Consider the following 17,346-nt stretch of genomic DNA (forward strand, 5'->3'; position numbering starts at 1 on the left):
CGTGGCACAGGACACGCCGGGGGAGAGTCGGCCCGCCCATCAGCGGGCAAGCAATAAGTGGGGAGGGGTGGTTCCGGCCGGCTCGCTCGCGGAAGGTTGCTGATGGGTATCTATGGTCAGGACTGGGCGTCGTACCAGTCGTCGACACCGAACACGGGCGGTCTGTCCTTCGCCTTCGTCAAGGTCACCGAAGGACTCTCGTACATCAACCCCCGCTGGGTGACACAGCGCGACCACGCCAAGGCCAACGGCCTGGTGTGGGGCGGCTACCACTACCCCCACATGGGCAACAGCGCGCAGGCCGAGGCCGACTACTTCATCGACCAGGTCAACTGGCGGCCGGGCGACGTGGTGATCCTCGACTGGGAGGGCTACGACTCGGCGAACTCCGGTGTCCCCAAGTCGACCCAACGCGCCTACAAGGACGCCTGGTTGAGATATGTCAAGAGCCGCCTGCCGCACAATCCCGTCGGCATGTACGCCAACCTCGACTACTGGTGGAACGTCGACCAGGACGGCTTCTACGCCGACTTCCTGTGGATCGCCACGGCCGGACGCGCCGCCGGGAACCCCGGGATCCAGGCCGGCTGGATGTTCCACCAGTACGGCGAGTCCAACGGCCTCGACCTCGACTACTGCCGCCTCGCCAGCACCAGTGAACTGCGTGACTGGGCGCTCTCGTTCCAGTTCTCACCGCCTGAGGAGACCGACATGCCCCAATGGATCACCGGCCGCGTCGACCCGGGCGCCCAGCCCACCGTCGTCCTGCTGCCGCACGGCAGCGCGTGGGCCAGCTACAACCGCAAACTTCACCTGGGCATGGACCAGATCACCGATACCCCGGCGACCGGCTCGGTGCGCGTCGCCCTGCACGACGGCAACACGTGGCACGGCGTCCAGGCCGTGCAGCTCGCGGCCGAGGGAGGCTCGGTCGATGTGGACATCACCAGCGGCGATGTGAAACTGAGCCTCCAGACGGACGCGGCGGGCGTCAGCTTCGCCGTCGAAACCTGGTAGTCCCGGTCGATACCGGGCAGGGCCCGGTCGCAACCCGGCAGGACTCGGTCGTCTTCCTCGGCGACGCACGGCCCACGGCGTGACACGCTGGGCACTCTTGTGTCGTGAGTCATGCGAGGAGGCGGGTGCGCGTGCGGCCGATCCAGCCGGGGGAGACCCCTTCGGTCCTGACGGTACTGGGCGAGGAGCGGCGGCTCCGCAAGGAGCTCGGATTCTGGAGCCTGACCGCGATCGGGTTCTCCAACATCCTCGGCTCGGGCTGGCTGTTCGCCGCCATGTTCGCCGCCCAGACCGCGGGGCCCGCCGCCCTGCTCTCCTGGGTCGGGGCGGGCGTGCTGTGCGCGCTCGTGGCCCTGGTCATGGTGGAACTCGGAGCCACCCGCCCGGAAGGCGGCGGCACCGTGCGGTGGCCGCTGTACGCGAGCGGGCGCCTCGTCGGCACCGTCGTCGGCTGGTCCGTGCTGCTCTCGGTCGGCGGCACGGCCGCGGAGATCAGCGCGATCATGCAGTACGCCGCGCACTATCTGCCGAGCCTCTACGACCACGGGCGCCTCACCGGCTCCGGCCTCGCCGTGGCCACCGGGCTCAGCGTGCTCCTGACGGCGCTGAACTGGTTCGCGGTGCGGACCTTCGCGAAGCTCAACAACCTGGTGTCGCTCTTCAAGGTCCTCATCCCCGTCCTCACCGTCGTCGCCCTGTTCCTCTCCGGCACGCACTCCGGCCGCCTCACCGACCACGGCGGCTTCGCACCGTACGGATACGCGGCCTGTCTGACCGCACTCGCCGGCGGCGGCATCGTGTACTCCGTCAACGGCTTCCAGGCACCCCTCGACTTCTCCGGCGAGGCCCGCAATCCGCGCCGCACCGTCCCGCTCGCGGTGCTCACCGGCATCGGCCTCGCGGTGCTCGTCTACCTCGGCCTGCAACTGGCCTTCCTCTTCACCGTCCCCGACTCCCTCCTCGGCCACGGCTGGCACGGCGTGAACTTCGACTCGCCCTTCGGCCAGCTCGCCCTCGTACTCAACCTGCACTGGCTGGCCACCCTGCTGTACGCGGACGCGGTCGTCTCGCCCGGCGGCTCGGCCTACGTCGGGGTCGCGATCGACGCCCGGCACACCTACGCGCTGGCCAAGAACGGCCTGCTGCCCCGCTTCTTCATGCGCATCGATCCCCGCTCCGGGACGGCACGCCGCGCCCTGGTCCTGAACCTGCTCGTCATCATCGTCTTCATGCTGCCGTTCGGCGGCTGGCAGGACATCGTCAGCGTGATGGGCGACATGTACCTGCTCGTGTACGCGGCCTCGGCGGTCGCCGCCGCCGCGTTCCGGGCCCACGACAGGGACCGGGGACTTCCACCGGCCGACGGGCAGGTCCCCGGGGTGCACTGGATCGCGCCCATCAGCTTCCTCGTGGCCAGCGAGTTCGTCTTCTGGTCGGGCTGGCACCACCTGCGGCTCGCCCTGCCGCTGGTCCTGGCGGGCGTCCCCCTGTTCCTGCTGCTGCGCCGCGACGCGGAGGGGCGCTCCACGCTTCAGGAGCTGCGGCACGGCGCCTGGATCGTCTTCCACCTCGCCGCACTGACCCTGCTGTCCTGGCTCGGCACCTTCGGAGGCTCGGGCCACCTGCCGGCACCGTACGACTCCGTCGTGGTGGGCGCCCTCGCCCTCGCCGTGTTCGGGTGGGCAGTCCGCTCGGGCGCGGCCCACCTCAGAACGGCCCCCGTCACCGCACTACCCACGACCTGACGGCACACGACGGCGCTTCCAGTACGCGAAGGTGAGCACGGCGAGCAGCGGCCCCCAGAGGATGAGCGGCGTGTAACAGAGGTAGAAGACGCCTCCCTGCCAGCCACCGGCCCGGCCCGGGAAGGAGTCGGGCAGCTCATCGCCCCGGATCGTGGTGCCCATCACCTGAGTGCTGAAGGCGAGGACGGTCCACATGAGCGTGAGCACCGTGGCCCCGCAGGCGCCCGGAATGACGGCCGCCTTCATCGGCACCGGGCGCCCACGCAGCACCGGCACCCACCGCGGAAACACCTCACCCCACCCGGCGACAAGGCCGATGGCACTGAAGGCGAGCAGCTCGGAGAGAACGGACAGAAAGATGATGTATGCCCGCTCCCCGACCCCGATCCCCGAGTCGAACGCGGCCGGAAGCCGCCAGAGACTGGACGGCAGAACGGTCAACGGCACGACGTGGGCGAGGAGTTGAACCCTTCGGGGCACGAAGGCCGCAGGTTCGTGAGCGGCTCGCCAGGCGGCACGGAGCCGTCCGGTGGGTTCTGCCGCGCGGGATATCCGGTGCATGTGGCGTCCTCGATGTCGGCGGGTTCGTCCGTCACCGAAGATCGCAGTCGAGGGGGTGGCTGGGGATCGCCCTGCGGGGCGAACCGGGTCCGCCGCGCGGGGGACGGGGCTGTCCGACCCCCGGCCCGACCTCCCGAATCCGCCCAACTCCCCCACGAACTACGTTCGCCCGCGCGGATGTCGTGGAACACCCGTCGCGGCCTGTCCCTCCGGTGTTACCTTCCGTGTCAATCGATGCGGAAGGTGCGCCTTGTGCGTGTCGGTTCCGGGGGGCGGTGAGTGCGGTGGGGGATCTTGATGCGGCAGGGGGCGCCGATGCGTTCCTGCGGCACATGTTGTGGCGGTACCCGGGTCAACGGCAGCCGGTCGTCGCGCTGTTGGGGCCTCGGGGGTCCGGCAAGACCGATCTGTTGCGGGCAGTGTCGCGGGCGTGCGGCGGGACCGTGGTGCACGCGGGGCTCGACTTCGAGGAGAACCCCGTCGACCCGGTGTCGGCGGCCGCGCTTGTCGCGTTCCAGATGATGCGCGGCTGGGACAACCTGCGCCGCGGGCCGGTGTTCCACCGCTTCGGACTCGGGCTGCTCGCCCTGAACGAGAACCTGGACGCGGACCGGGGCCGGGCCGCCGACCAGATACGTGAGCTCATACAGCAGTACACCCGCAACACCCGGCCCGGCAGGTTCGCCGCCGGGGTGGAACACGCCGCGGCGACCACCATGGACGTCGTCGCCCAGGGAGCGTTGAGCCCCCTGGTCTCGGGGCCCGCGCGGGAAGTGGTCTCCGCCGTGCGCGAGCAGGCCAAGCCCGTCATCGGATCCCTGCTGCAGAGCGCCGCCCGCTGGGGCGTGCGGGACGCGCTCAGGTGGCACATCAGCGTTCCCGAGGCCGAGTCCGCGCGCTCCATCGACGCGCTCATCAGGCTGAGTTCCACATCGCGGTCCGCCGCGGTCGGCCCCCTGATGGCCGCCTTCCTCGCCGACGTCAAGGACCAGGCCGAACGCCATCCGCCACTGCGCTCCGCCTGCTCCTGCGTGCTGCCCGTGCACGGCGCCCGCCGAGACCGGCACGACCACGCCTGGGTGCTCCTGGTCGACGGCGCGCAGACCCCTGCCGGGCGCCGCTTCCTCACCGAACTCGCCGGCGCCCGGTCCCGCAACCAGCTGGCCGACATGGACGGTTCGGGCGCGGCGGACCCGCTGCTCGTCCTGGCCGCGTGCGAGCAGTGGCAGTCCGAGTGGACGTCCTGGTGGTGCGAGCCCTGGCGCTCGGCGCCGCTGGCCGCCACGCCCCAGCGCCGCGTCCCGCTCCTTTCCCGGGCGACCCGGACACTGTGGGCCCGGGAGAACGACGCGGCCGTCGCCGTCGAGCGCGGGCCCGCGGCCGCCTGGTGGTACCCCGTATGGCTCGACCCGATGACCGAGGAGCAGGTCGGGTACGCGATGGACCGCTCCGACCCGTCGCCGGCCCGGCCGCTGCCCGCATCCGTCGTCCACCGGCTCACCGGAGGCCACCGGGGCGCCGTTTCCGCCGTACTCGACGAACCGTTCGCAGCGCACCCCGGACCGCACGGCCCCGCCGTGTCCATGGTCGCCCCGGCCGACGAGGACGGCACGCCGCTGTGGGCCCACGCACTGGAGACCAGCCTCCCCGAAGGGCTGCCCGTCCCCGGCACCGCCTGGAGCACCGCCCCCGCGATCGTCCTCGCGGCCGCCTACCTCGCCGACATACGCACCGCGGACGACCCGCGCCTTCCCGCGGCCTCGACAGAACTCCCGCGCAGCCTGGAACTCCTGCGCCGGCACCTGTGGGTGAGCACCTTCACCCACCGCCCCTCGCGCATCCGCCAGATCGGCTGGGGCGACGCCGACGGGCCCGCCACGCTGCACCCCTGGCTGGCCCGCTCCGCACTCACCGCGCTGAATACCGCCCGGCCCGCGCGACCCGCCGGGACAAGCCCCTGGCACGAGCTCTTCGCGGCGCAGGCCCTCGCCCTGGCCGCCCTGCCGGTGCAAGGCGGCGATGCCGCGGCCGTCGAGCGAGGGCTCTTCCACGACCTGGCCCTCGGCCGTTTCGCGCCGGTCGCCGCGGCGCTCGCCGACCGGTTCGACGAGGACCACCGCGCCTGGATCCGCCTGCTCGACTACCTCTCCTCGGCGCCCTGCCGGCTCCTGTACGAGCACTCGCCCCAGGAGGCGTACGCGCTGCTGCTCGACGGGGTCGAGGACGGCGGGCAGACGGTCCTGGCGGTGGCCACCGCCAAGCTGCTCGCCCTGCTGTGGCTGTACAGCGACCCACTGACCGAGCACACCCGGCGCTGGGACGGCGAGATACAGGAATGCTTCACCCGCCTCGCGCACAACTCCCGTCTGCTGGACGTCAGTCCGCTCCAGCAGGCGGCGGCCGCCTTCGCCTAGCCCCGCGACGGACGCGGCACCCCCGCGCCCGTCGACCGCACCGCAAGGAGTGTCCATGCCACCCGCTGTAGGCAACCCCCGCTTCGGCCGGCTGCGCCGTCACCCGGTCCTCTCGCTCCTCGCGGCGCTCGTGATCCTCACCGGCCTCGTGTTCGGCGGCCGCTGGGGCTACGGCCGGCTCTTCCCGCCCTCGCTGACCTGCGGCACCGGCATGACCGCGACAGGCACACCACTCGCCTGCGCGGGCGTGAACATCGACAGCGAGCCGTTCACCGAGCACGAACCCGCCCGGATGCGGGAGTTGGAGCACATGGTCAAGTCGGCCAACGACACGGTGAAAGGCCCGTACACCAGCGTCGTCCTGATGCTGGACCTCTCGCCCGTCTCCGACGTGGACACCCTCACCTACGACTCCCTCTACCCGAACATCGAGGGCGCGCTCACCGCCGTGTGGCGGGCCAACAACACCGCCGCCTACGGCAGTACGCCGGCCATCAAGCTGTACCTCGCCAACATGGGCAGCCAGTACGGCTCCTGGGCCGCCACCGTGGCCAACCTGAAGCAGCAGATGACCGCCGAACGCATCTCGGCGGTCGTCGGACTCGGCCAGTCCACCGAGCAGACCCGGCAGGCCGCCGCGGCGATCTCCACGCAGCTGCACATTCCCGTCATCGGATCGACGGTGACGGGCGACTCGATGAACCTCGACCCGGCCGACCCCACCGGCAAGAAGCAGATCGTCGACATGTTCCGGGTCTCCCCGACCAACGCGGACTCGGTGATCGCCGCGAACCAGTACGCGTCCACCCTGAAGCCGGCCGTGACCTCCCTCGCCGTCGTCGCGGACAGCGTCACGGGCGACGACTACACGCAGACGCTCGCCGAGGCGGCCAAAAGCAAGTTCAAGGCGCCCGGCCGCACCGTGACCGTGCTCCCGTACACCTCGCCCAGCGATCTGCCCGCCGGATCGGGCCGCCAGGACTACCTGGTCCAGCAGTTCAACCTCATGCACGCCAACCTGTGCCAGGCCGCCCCCTCCGTCGTCTACTTCGCGGGCCGGGGCCGCGACCTCGGGGCGTTCGTGGAGAACTGGGTGCAGGGCGCGCCCTGCGGGATTCCCCAGCTGCACATCCTCGCCGGTGACGACGCCTCGGAGGCCATCCACGACAAGGGCGTGCTGAACGGCATCGCCTCGGGCCGGGTCACCGTCGCGTACACCGCGCTCGCCAGCCCCGACGAGTGGGGCAAGGACTGCCCCGGCTCCGACGCCAAGCACAACTACGACCAGTTCTGGGCCGCGTTCACCGGCCGGCCCGATCCCTGCACCGGCCAGCCGCTGACCGCCGACAAGGACGTGGCGACCCTCGCCTTCGACCCCGCCGACCTGGGCAGCGGGCAGGCCATGCTCACGCACGACGCGGCCGTCGCCGCGATCAGCGCGGGCCGGCGTGACGCCGTCGGGCTCAAGAACCCGGGCCTGGAGACCGGCATCCTGCACCAGTTCTACTGCGCCCAGATGCTGCCGGGTGCGAGCGGCTGGCTGTCGTTCCGCGCCGACGGCACACCCGCGGGAAAGCCCACCCCGGTGGTCCAGCTCGGCTCCGACGGCTCGACCAGGACGATCGCCCTCACCTGGCCCGACGGCACCCCCAACCTGAGCCTGCCGCAGCGCGGCGGCAAGGGGGCACCCGGCTGCTGAACCCCGCATGAACCGCCCGGGGCACGGTACTCGGGAAGCGACGGAGCGGCCGGTCCGGCCGCCGGGGCCCGCCACGAGGAGGTGGCTTCGCACGAGCGAGCCCGGGGCCTTGGGAGCCGGCTTCAGTAGCATCGCCGACACAGTGCGAGGGAAGGCAGCGCGATGAGCACCGAAGTGAAAGTGGCCCTGGTCCTCGCGGCCCTCGCCCTCCTCGCGACCGCCGTGCTGACCGTCGTTCTGACGGTACGTCTGATCCGCGCCCGCAAAGTCCTCCAGGACGCCGGGATCCCCCTCACCCACAAGGCCGCCTTCTGGGGCGCACTGCTCTACGTCATCAGCCCCGTCGACCTCCTCCCGGACCCGATCTACCTCGACGACATCGGCGTGCTGCTCCTGGCCCTGCGAACCCTGCACATGGCGGCCACCGCCCCGGGCGGCCCGGACAGGCTCACCGAGGGGTGGGCAGGAGCGCGCGGAGATCGGCCGAAGTGATGAGGGCCTCGGCGCAGCCGTCGCGCAGGACGACCGCGGTGTCCTGGGCGTGCCCGGTCAGTGCGCCGAGGGCCGTCGCGGCGGGCTCGCCGTAGCCGAAGTGCGGGAGGGGTGGTTCGAGGTGGCCCGACAGTGGATCGGCCGGGCTCGCCGTGCCGTCGTGCAGGGCGGCTTCGAGTGCCGCCAGGGTCACCGATCCGGTGAGTTCGGGCGCGGTGGGTCGGCGCTCGGGGCCCGCCGGGCAGGGGCCGGCCGGCAGGACGGGGTCCCGGCCGCTCCGCTTCCTCGCGCGGAGTACCTCCAGCGCGTCACCGACAGAGGTGTGGGTGTTGAGGTAGGGCAGCGGTGAGGTGCCGTCGGCCATGTGTGCGGCGTCGGCCACCCTGGGGGCGCTCTCGTCGCCGTCGAGGAAGCCGAGGCGCAGCATCCAGGTGTCGTTGAAATACTTGGACAGGTACTGCCTCCCGGAGTCCGGCAGGATCACCACTACGACGGCGTCGGGCCGGGCGTCCGCGGCGACCCGGTGGGCGGCGGCCAGCGCCGTCCCCGAGGAACCGCCCACCAACAGGCCCTGTTCGCGGGCGAGTTGGCGCAGTGTGTCGAGGGCCTGCCGGTCGGCGACGGGCACTATGCGGTCGACGACATCGGGATGATAGGACGTGGGCCAGATGTCCTGGGCGGTGTCCGGGTGCAGGAAATGGCCGGCCGCCTCGATGAAGTAGGGGCGGCCGTCGCCCCCGGAGTAGACGGACGACGCGGGGTCCGCGCCGATCACCTCGACGGCGTGGCCGCTGACCTCCTTGAGGTAGCGTCCGGCGCCGCTGATCGTGCCGCCGGTCCCGATGCAGGACACCAGATGCGTGACGCGCCCCCGGGTCTGGCGCCAGATCTCCGGCCCGGTGGTCAGGTAGTGCGCCTCCGGGTTGGCCGGGTTGTCGTACTGATTGGCCAGCCACCCGCCCGGCGTCGTCTCGGCGAGGTGGGCGGCGAAGCTCATCGGGTGGTCGGGATGCTGGCGCGGCAGCCCGGCCGGCTTGACCACCACCTCGGCGCCGAACGCCCGCAGGGTGTCGACCTTCTCGTCACTGACCCGGTCGGAGACGACCACCACGATCCGGTACCCCTTCTCGGCCGCCACCAGCGCGAGCCCGATGCCCGTGTTGCCGGAGGTGGCCTCGATCACGGTCCCGCCGGGCCGCAGCAGCCCGTCCTTCTCCGCCTGCTCGACCATGCGCAGACCGATCCGGTCCTTGGCGCTGCCCCCGATGCTCAGGTACTCCAGCTTCGCGTAGACAGCGGCGGCACCGCCGGTGCGCAGCCGGACCAGCGGGGTGCCGCCGACGAGGCCGAGCGCAGACTCATACACATCCATTGCGTCCATCACGGCACCTTAGCCAATGGCCGCAAACGTCAAACGCCGTGCTGAGATGGCGAGTTGGACCGTACGCCGACCATTCCAGCCGTGCCGCGCCGGAATCGCCGTCCCGGAATGAGCAACGAAAGTTGCCGCGACCACTCCACGGGCGCACGCTCCTTGACATGAGCGCACACAACGGTCCCGCACACGCACGCGGGCACGCACACGGCAACAGCCACGGTCACGGCCACGGTGACATCGACTGGGAAGCCATGGGCGCCGTCCTGGAGAACAGCGGTGAACTCCAGCTCCCGGTGCTGCGCCGGACCGCGGCCCGCCTGGCGCAGGCGCTCGCACCCGAGCACGAGGTGCGGCGCGTGCTCGACGTCGGGAGCGGGCCGGGCGTCATGACCTGCGTGCTCGCCGAGACCTTCGCCGACGCCGATGTGGTCGCCGTCGACGGCGCGCCCGCGCTCCTCGACCACACCCTGGCCCGCGCCGAGCGGCTCGGCTTCGGTGAGAGGGTCGCCGTACGGCATGCGGAGTTGCCGGAGAGCCTGGAGGGTGGCGGCCTCGGCGCGGCGGATCTGGTCTGGAGCAGCAAGGCCGTGCACCACCTGGGCGATCAGCAGGGCGCGTTGGACGCGCTCGCCGGTGTCCTGAACCCCGGCGGCGTGCTCGCCGTGGCGGAGGGCGGTCTGCCCATGCGTTGTCTGCCGCGCGACATCGGGATCGGCAAGCCCGGTCTCCTGGCCCGGCTGGATGCCGCCCAGGAGCACTGGTTCGAGGTCATGCGCGCCGAGCTGCCCGGCAGCACCGCCCTGGTCGAGGACTGGCCCGCGATGTTGCGCCGCGCCGGGCTCACCCGGGTCGGCGGCTTCACGCTCCTGCTCGACCTGCCGGCGCCCCTGGGCGATCCGGCCCGCGCGTTCCTGCACGCCCAACTGGCGCGGCTTCGGGAGACGATGAGCGAGTCCCTGGACGCGGAGGACCGCAAGACTCTGGACGTGCTGCTCGACGCGGACGCGCCGGACGGCATCCTGCACCGCCCCGACGCGTTCCTCCTGTCCGCCACCACGGTTCACACGGGCGTACGTCCGGCTTGACGGCGGGCGCCGGGCACGGCGGCCGGATCGCCAACTGGACGCCGTGCTACAGGAGTTGCTCAATCAATCCGCAATGGGGGCTATCGCTCGGCGTGCCCCTTCGCCAGCGACCACTCGCGGTGGAGGGCGCCCAGCGGGATGTGGTGCTCGATGACGGGCGTGCCGAACAGGGACAGCTGGAAGTCCAGCCGGCCGCTGAGGTCGAAGCCGCCGTACACCGCCCAGGACGCGGACGCCGATGCCTTGCCGTCGCTCGACGCGTTCGCCTTGGCGTCGACCTCGCCGCGCAGATAGGGCGCGAAGTCCGCGGTGACGCCGACGGCCCCGTACAGGCCGACGGAGGCCTCGGCGCCGAGCGCGCCCTTGACCGTTCCGGCGGCGGTGACGCTCGCGTTCACCGGGGTGCTGTGCACGGCCGACGTGCTGACCGGGGCCCAGCCCTTGCCCGCCGCGTAGCTGCCGCCGACCCGGAAGTCGCCCTTGACGTCCTGCTGGACGTCGAGGGTGACGTGGCCGTCGGCCTCCACCTGGACGTAACAGGTCAGGTCGAGGTTGACGACGACGGGCACCGGGCCCACCTGGATGACCGGCGCGCTGTGCAGCTTGGCGAACGGGATGCGCTTGGGCGCGCCCGTACTGGCGGCGGCGCGGCCCTTGAGCGCCCACTGCGAGGACCAGTCGCCGCTCATGCCGAGGAACGCGGAGCTCAGGCCGAGCCCGCCGTCCTTGCTGCCGTCGTACGAGAACTCCACCTGGGGAGCGAGCTGCACGAAGCCGGAGACCGATGCTCCCGCCGAGGCGGGGGCATCCTTGGCGGTGTCCACCGCGGCGTTCACATCGAGGCGCAGGTTGCCGAGCGGCAGCTTGGCGCCCTGCGGGCCGAACCGTACGCCCTGGCTCTTGGCGTAGGAGAAGGTGACGCCCTTCATCAGGGGCACGACGCTGACCGATGCCGGGTCGACCGGGACCTTGCCGTCGGCCTTGTCGTCCTTGAGGACGGAGGCCAGCGTCGTGGCGGCGGTCTTCACCTCGGTGCCGCGGTCGTTCTTGCCCACGACCTCGGTGACCTTGGCGAGCAGGCCGTTGGGGGCGCCGGGCGCCGGCGCGCTGGCGATGATGTCGCCCACCGCGACCGGCTTGTCGGCCGGCTTCTCGGTCGGCTTGCCGGGCGTGGGGGAGTGGCTCGGCTTCGCGGTGTGGGCCGGCGGTGCCGTGGCTATGACGGCGCGCCCGCTCGCTCTGTCGTACGAGGCGACCTTGAGCGAGGACTTCTCGGGCTGGCCCTTTCCGGTACGGGTGCGGGCCAGTGGCGTCGGCGCGGCCGAGCCCTGCGGCGCGGCGTTCACGTCGAGCTGCTGGGTGCCGTCGGCCGTCGCCGAGGGCGTTGCGGCGCTTCCCGGCCCGGCCGCCGCGGTGTGGCTCGGCGAGGAGCAGCCCGTACCGGCCAGCGCGAGGGCGGTCAGGCCGGGGAGCAGGAGGCGTCTGGTGAGGGTGCGCACGTAGATGTGACCTTCGGGTTGGGGGGTGGCCGTTACCGACAGGTAACGTGCAGATGATCATGCCATGCGCGCACGGCCGTGGTCACCTTCCGATCCCGCCAACTCACCTGCTGGACAGGTCCGTTGAAGCTTCACCTACGGGTGGATGGCGGACGCCTCCATGGGTGCGGTGCGCCGCCAGGAGTGAAGCTGCTCCAACTGGGCTGCCAGATCGAGCAGTTGGTGCTCCGAACCCGGTCGTCCGACGAGCTGGACGGAACCCGGAAGGCCCGAGGGAAGCGAGCCGAACGGCACGGCGAGCGCGGGTCGGCCGGAGAGGTTCCACGGCGGGGTCATCGGCGAGCAGGCGGTGTTCACCAGCACATTGGCCAGCCAGCCGCGCTCGTGCCAGGCATCGGCCGCCGGGCCCGGCCGGGCGAGTGCGGGAGTCACCAGCACGTCGTACTTCTCGAAGAACGGATCCAGTCGCTGGTTCAGCGCCGCGCGGTGGTCGGTGCGCAGCATGCCCAGCCGTCCGGCCAGCCGCCCGATCGCCGCGTGGCGCCGGGTGCGGGGCGCGAGCAGCCGCGGGTCGAGCCCTTGGGCGTCCTGCGCGGTGCCGCCCGTCCAGCGGGCGAGGACGGTCGTCCCGAACGACAGGGGATAGGGCGGATGGGCGGTCGTCAGGCGGTGGCCCGCCCCGGCGAGGGCCCGGGCGGCCTGGCGGGCGAGCCCCGCGTACGCCGCGCCGACCCGAACTCCCGTGATGGGACTGCGAGTTGAGAACGCGATGTCAAGGCCGGAGCCCTTTCCGTTCGATGCGCCCTCGCCGAAGTCCGTGACCGGCTCGTCCGCGAGCACCGAGAACATCAGCCGCGCGTCCGCCGCCGTCGTCGCGAGCGGGCCGTTCTCCGACATGCCGAACCAGCCGCCGCCGAGGTCCAGGGGTACCCGCCCGGTGCCCGGTTTGAGGCCTATGAGGCCGCAGTGCGCGGCGGGGATGCGCAGCGAGCCCATGCCGTCGTTGCCGAGCGCGATCGGCACGAGGCCCGCCGCCACCGCGGCCGCACTGCCCCCGGACGAGCCGCCCGCCGTGCGCGAGGGGTCCCAGGGGTTGCGGGCGATGCCGTGCACCCCGTCCGTGGTGCCGAAGACACACAGCTCCGGTACGTGGGTCAGCCCCACCACCACCGCGCCCGCCGCGCGGAGCCGGGCCACGGTGACATGGTCCTCGGCGGCCGGGGTCGCAGGCGTGCTCGCCGAGCCGTTGCGGGTGCTCTCGCCGCGTACCGGCAGATTGTCCTTGACGGCCACGGGCACGCCCGCGAGCGGCAGTCGGGCCAGATCCGGCCGCGCGCCCACCGCGTCGGCCTCCTCCAGCGCGGCGGCCGCACGCACCACCCGGAACGCGCCGACGCGGCCGTTCACTTCGGCGATGCGGGCCAGGTGGTCGGCGACCACCTCGCGGGGCGTGGCCTCCTTGCGGCGCACCGCCTCGGACATCTCGACGGCGGTCCGGCCTGCCCACTGGGTCACGGTGGCTCCTCGCTGCTGGCTTGGTCACGAAGGCTGAGGAGGTCACTCTGTACGGCTCGTACGGACTCTGTCGACACCGCGATCTTCAGTGGGCCCAACTGGGCGTCCAGCTCGTCGAGTTGGAGTGACGAGGGGGAGTGAGGTGGCCGCGCAGTGCGGTGAGCGCGGGGTGCGGGTTGTCGCGGTGCCAGATCAGGGAGTGCGGGTAGACCGGCGTCGGGTCGACGAGGGGAATGCGGCGCAGACCCTGGTCGGCCGGCCAGACGAACCGCGTCTGCTCGCCGACCAGGGTCGCCAGCGTCGAGGAGTCGGCGATCGTGTCGAGCAGCGGCTCGGTGCCGAAGTCGGGGCCGGTCGCCTCGATGGTGAGCCCGAACGCGACGGCGAGCTCTTCGTAGTAGGCCGCCCACTCGGTCCCCGTGACCAGGCCGGGCATCCAGATCCGGTGTCCGGCGAGCTCGGCGGGCGTGACCGCGCGGGCGGCGGCGAACGCGTGGCCCGGCCCGGTCAGGAGCTGCACGGGCTCGTCGTGGACCCGGGCGGTCTCGATGCCGTCGGGCAGGTGCCGCTCGGGCAGCGTGACCGCGCGGAAGGACGCGTCGATCGTGCCGGAGAGGACCGCGGCGAAGGCGGCGTCCGCGTCGAAGAGGGTCACCACGTCGAGCTCGGTCCCGGGATGCGCGCCGTGGAAGTCGCGCAGCAGGTCGGCGGGCGCGAGCCGCCGGCCGATCACGTCGACGCGCAGCGCGCGGCGGCCGGGCCGGACAGAGGCGGCCGCCCGCTCCTCGGCCCGCAGCAGCGCCCGGGCATGGGGCAGGAACGCCTGCCCGTCCATGGTGGGCCGGGCCCCGCGCGGGGTCCGCGTGAACAGCCGCACACCGAGCTCCTTCTCCAGTGAGGCGATGCGCTTGGAGACGGCCTGCTGCGTGATGGCGAGGTCGGTGGCGGCCTGCTGGAACTGGCCCGCGTCCGCCACGGCGACGTAGGTGCGTACCGCGTTGAGATCCACGTCGGGCGACCCTAGTGCACAATTCCTGGTTGTAGCTGTCCGCCCAGGTGGTTGTTTGACCGGCGGACAGGGCGGCCGCTTTGATCTCGCTGGTCAACGCGAGGTTGTACGGCAGGGGCGGCGAAGGGTGTGCGGGGCATGGTGGGCAGGCGGTCGTTGGGGCGGCAGTTCGGGTGGCTGTGGGCCGCGTACGGGGTCAGCACGGTCGGCACGATGCTGGCGTTCGACGCGTTGCCGATCATCGCGATCCTGGTGCTGCACGCCGGACCGGCCGAGGTGTCGGCGCTCGCCGCCACCGGGCTCGCGGTGGGCGCCGCGCTCGCGGTGCCGCTCGGCCCGTGGGTGGAGTTCCGCCGCAAACGGCCGGTCATGATCGCGGCGGACCTGATCCGGTTCGCGACCCTGCTGAGCATCCCCGCCGCGTTCGCGCTCGGCCTGCTCGGCTTCGTCCAGCTGGTGGTCGTGTCGGTCGTCGTCGGCGCGGCCGACCTCACCTCCAGGGCGGCGAGCGGGGCCTGCCTCAAAGCGCTCGTACCGCCCGAGGACCTGCTCGTCGCGAACGGCCGGTTCGAGTCCACCAGCTGGACCGCCACCATGATCGGACCGCCGCTCGGCACGGCTGCGATCGGACTGTTCGGGCCGGTGACCACGGTCACGGCCGACGCGGTCAGCTATCTGTTCTCGGCCCTGGGGATCCGGGCGATCGGCGGGAAGGAGGAGCCGCCGCCGCAGCGCGCCACCCCGTCGTCGGGGCCGAGGCGGGGCGAGCTGCTCGAAGGGTGGCGGTTCATCCTGGCGCACCCGGCACTGCGCCCATTGTTCTTCAACGCGGCCCTGAACAACGGCCTGATCATGGCGACCGCACCGCTGATGGCCACGCTCATGCTCGGCTCCCTCGGGTTCGCGCCCTGGCAGTACGGGCTCGCGTTCGGCGTCCCGTGCATCGGCGGCCTCATCGGCTCACGGCTCGTACGCCGGCTCGTCGCGCGGTTCGGGCAGCACCGGGTGATGCTCGCCTCCGGGGCGCTGCGCGCGTGCTGGCTGCCCGGCCTCGCCTTCATCCGCCCCGGAGCCGGCGGCCTCGTGCTGGTCATCGCCGTCGAGCTCGGGCTGATCACGTGCTGCGGGATCTTCAACCCGGTGCTCGCCACGTACCGGCTCGAACAGACCGGGGCGGACCGGGTCGCCCGCACCCTGTCCGCCTGGTCGGTCACCACCAAGGTCACCATCGCCGCCATGACCGCCCTGTGGGGCGTGCTGGCCGGCCTGACCGGCCCGCGCACCGCCATCGCCGCCGCCGGTGTCCTCATGCTGGCGACCCCGCTCCTGCTGCCCCGCCGGGCCGGTACGCTGCTGCGCGAGGGGGAACCGGCCCCGAGCGGCACCTGAGAACCCCCGTGCCGTGCGGCATCAGCGACCGCTGAACTCCCGCAAATCGGCGTTGAGTTGCTCGGCGTGCGTCACGTACAGGCCGTGACCCCCGTTCTCGTACAGCTTGAAGGTGCTGCCCGGGATGAGGGCGGCGGCGCGGCGGCCGGTGAGGTCGATGGGGGCGGAGGCGTCCTTGTCGCCGTGGATCACGAGCGTGGGGACGTAGATCTTCCGTGCCTCGGGCGCCATCTCCAGGGTCACCAGGTTGGCGAGGAGGGCGGTCGCGGCGCGGGCGGTGGCTCCGTGGCAGTCCTGGATCACCTTCTGGACGTAGGCGGCCGAGACGTCGTTGCCGGGCAGGCCGAGGGCGAAGTAGGCGTCGCCGCCGGTCGCGAAGAACTCGGCGCGGTCCCTGCGGAACGTCTCGTTGGCGGCCGCGACGGCCTCGGCGGGCAGCCCCTGCGGGTTGTCGTCGCCGCGCACGATGCCCGGCGCCATGCCGGCCACCAGAGCGAGCCGCGCCACCCGGCCGCTGCCGTGCCGGGTCAGATACCGCACCGCCTCGGTCGAGCCGAGCGAGTGCCCGATCAGGGTGATGTCGCGCAGGTCGAGGTGGTCCAGGAGCGAACCGAGGTCGTCGGCCAGCGTGTCGAGGTCGAACCCGCCCCAGACGTCCTCAGACTTGCCGTGCCCGCGCCGGTCGAGGCCAACGCAGCGGTAGCCCTCGGCGGCCAGCGGCAGCATCTGGAACTCCCACATCTCGCTACCGAAATAAGCACTGTTGACGAAGACCAGGGTGGGTCCGTCGGCCGGTCCGTAGTCGACGAAGTGGAGCGTGGTTCCGTCGGTGGCGGTGGCGAAGTACGGCATGAGAATCTCCCCGTCGTGTGGTGCCGTGTGATGTGACCGGCCGCTGTGGTGCGCCGTGTTCACACTGTGGCCCGGGGCGGGGGTCGGGCACCATTACGCGTGGGGTAATGGCCCTCGCCGAGCCGTTGCCGGTCCACTCACCTTGACGGCCACGGGGTGGGCGGGGCAGGTCAGTTGTCGGGGGAGGGGGCGTACTGCGCGGTGCCGTTGCCGAGCGACCAGTCGATGGACTCGTTCTCGGTGAGGGTGACGAAGACGTTGCGGGGCTCGGTGCCCGCGTACGCGTGGGCCAGCTCGGCGATCCGCTGGTAGAGGGCCCGCTTCTGGTCGGGCGCCCGCCCGGCGCGCAGGGTGATCGCGACGTAGACGATGCCGTGGTCGCGGGGTACGCCGAGATAGCTGTCGTAGCGCAGGGTGCCGCGGGTTCCGTCGTGACCGGCCAGGACCTGGAACCGGTCGTCGGGAGGGATGCCGATCGTCTCGACCAGGGCGTCGTGTACGGCACGGCCGAGGGCGTCGAGACGATCGCTGTCGGCCCCCAGCGCGTCGATGCGGACGAACGGCATGTCGGGCTCCCCCTTGAGGAATTGAGGCCTGGATCCGGCCTTGTGGTGACGCTGCGACTCTCACTGTACATACTAGTAGGTACAGTGAGGGCATAGGTCGACAGGGTTTGGGGTCGGGGGCCAGG

14 protein-coding genes are annotated in these 17,346 nt (G+C 71.9%); 7 read left to right on the forward strand and 7 right to left on the reverse strand.

The window, feature by feature from the left end:
- Positions 1-102: 102 nt before the first annotated feature.
- Together OHA17_RS37300 and OHA17_RS37305 are read left to right on the forward strand one after the other, a co-directional pair.
- Positions 103-1,017 carry a glycoside hydrolase family 25 protein gene (locus tag OHA17_RS37300; RefSeq protein WP_406510195.1) on the forward strand — a complete coding sequence of 305 codons (915 nt, stop codon included), beginning with the start codon at positions 103-105 and terminating at the stop codon, positions 1,015-1,017.
- Positions 1,018-1,157: 140 nt separating this feature from the next.
- On the forward strand, positions 1,158-2,762 hold the full coding sequence (locus OHA17_RS37305) for an APC family permease (protein ID WP_406510918.1): 1,605 nt from the start codon (positions 1,158-1,160) through the stop codon (positions 2,760-2,762).
- Here the strand turns inward: OHA17_RS37305 and OHA17_RS37310 are convergent.
- Positions 2,748-3,323 (reverse strand): hypothetical protein, encoded by a 576-nt coding sequence (locus OHA17_RS37310; RefSeq protein WP_406510196.1) that lies wholly within the window; start codon positions 3,321-3,323, stop codon positions 2,748-2,750. The two genes, OHA17_RS37305 and OHA17_RS37310, sit on opposite strands and share 15 nt — an antisense overlap.
- 332 nt (positions 3,324-3,655) lie before the next feature.
- Here OHA17_RS37310 and OHA17_RS37315 point away from each other — a divergent pair, with 332 nt between their 5' ends.
- From OHA17_RS37315 to OHA17_RS37325, 3 genes are all read left to right on the forward strand, one after another.
- Positions 3,656-5,737, forward strand: coding sequence for a hypothetical protein (locus OHA17_RS37315; RefSeq protein ID WP_406510197.1), 2,082 nt, complete (start codon positions 3,656-3,658; stop codon positions 5,735-5,737).
- A gap of 55 nt (positions 5,738-5,792) precedes the next feature.
- Complete coding sequence (locus OHA17_RS37320) at positions 5,793-7,436, forward strand: ABC transporter substrate-binding protein (RefSeq protein ID WP_406510198.1); 1,644 nt, start codon at positions 5,793-5,795, stop codon at positions 7,434-7,436.
- Between the two features lie 162 nt (positions 7,437-7,598).
- On the forward strand, positions 7,599-7,928 hold the full coding sequence (locus OHA17_RS37325; RefSeq protein ID WP_406510199.1) for a YkvA family protein: 330 nt from the start codon (positions 7,599-7,601) through the stop codon (positions 7,926-7,928).
- Here OHA17_RS37325 and OHA17_RS37330 read toward each other — a convergent pair.
- On the reverse strand, positions 7,885-9,300 hold the full coding sequence (locus OHA17_RS37330; RefSeq protein WP_406510200.1) for a pyridoxal-phosphate dependent enzyme: 1,416 nt from the start codon (positions 9,298-9,300) through the stop codon (positions 7,885-7,887). The genes OHA17_RS37325 and OHA17_RS37330 overlap by 44 nt on opposite strands.
- A gap of 167 nt (positions 9,301-9,467) precedes the next feature.
- Here OHA17_RS37330 and OHA17_RS37335 point away from each other — a divergent pair, with 167 nt between their 5' ends.
- Positions 9,468-10,391 (forward strand): class I SAM-dependent methyltransferase, encoded by a 924-nt coding sequence (locus OHA17_RS37335; protein WP_406510201.1) that lies wholly within the window; start codon positions 9,468-9,470, stop codon positions 10,389-10,391.
- Between the two features lie 80 nt (positions 10,392-10,471).
- On the opposite strand, the gene OHA17_RS37340 is transcribed toward OHA17_RS37335, so the two are convergent.
- From OHA17_RS37340 to OHA17_RS37350, 3 genes are all read right to left on the reverse strand, one after another.
- On the reverse strand, positions 10,472-11,890 hold the full coding sequence (locus OHA17_RS37340) for a hypothetical protein (protein WP_406510202.1): 1,419 nt from the start codon (positions 11,888-11,890) through the stop codon (positions 10,472-10,474).
- A gap of 135 nt (positions 11,891-12,025) precedes the next feature.
- Entirely contained in the window at positions 12,026-13,405 is a 1,380-nt protein-coding gene (locus tag OHA17_RS37345) for an amidase (RefSeq protein WP_406510203.1), read from the reverse strand.
- An 85-nt stretch (positions 13,406-13,490) separates the two neighbouring features.
- On the reverse strand, positions 13,491-14,414 hold the full coding sequence (locus OHA17_RS37350) for a LysR family transcriptional regulator (RefSeq protein ID WP_406510204.1): 924 nt from the start codon (positions 14,412-14,414) through the stop codon (positions 13,491-13,493).
- A gap of 138 nt (positions 14,415-14,552) precedes the next feature.
- On the opposite strand from OHA17_RS37350, the gene OHA17_RS37355 reads away from it, so the two are divergent.
- Positions 14,553-15,803 (forward strand): MFS transporter, encoded by a 1,251-nt coding sequence (locus OHA17_RS37355; protein WP_406510205.1) that lies wholly within the window; start codon positions 14,553-14,555, stop codon positions 15,801-15,803.
- A 21-nt stretch (positions 15,804-15,824) separates the two neighbouring features.
- Here the strand turns inward: OHA17_RS37355 and OHA17_RS37360 are convergent, their stop codons facing one another.
- Complete coding sequence (locus OHA17_RS37360; protein ID WP_406510206.1) at positions 15,825-16,655, reverse strand: alpha/beta fold hydrolase; 831 nt, start codon at positions 16,653-16,655, stop codon at positions 15,825-15,827.
- A gap of 170 nt (positions 16,656-16,825) precedes the next feature.
- Complete coding sequence (locus tag OHA17_RS37365) at positions 16,826-17,221, reverse strand: tautomerase family protein (protein ID WP_398877009.1); 396 nt, start codon at positions 17,219-17,221, stop codon at positions 16,826-16,828.
- Positions 17,222-17,346: the final 125 nt, after the last annotated feature.

The sequence above is a fragment of the Streptomyces sp. NBC_00212 genome (genome assembly GCF_045206365.1).
Taxonomy (GTDB): domain Bacteria; phylum Actinomycetota; class Actinomycetes; order Streptomycetales; family Streptomycetaceae; genus Streptomyces.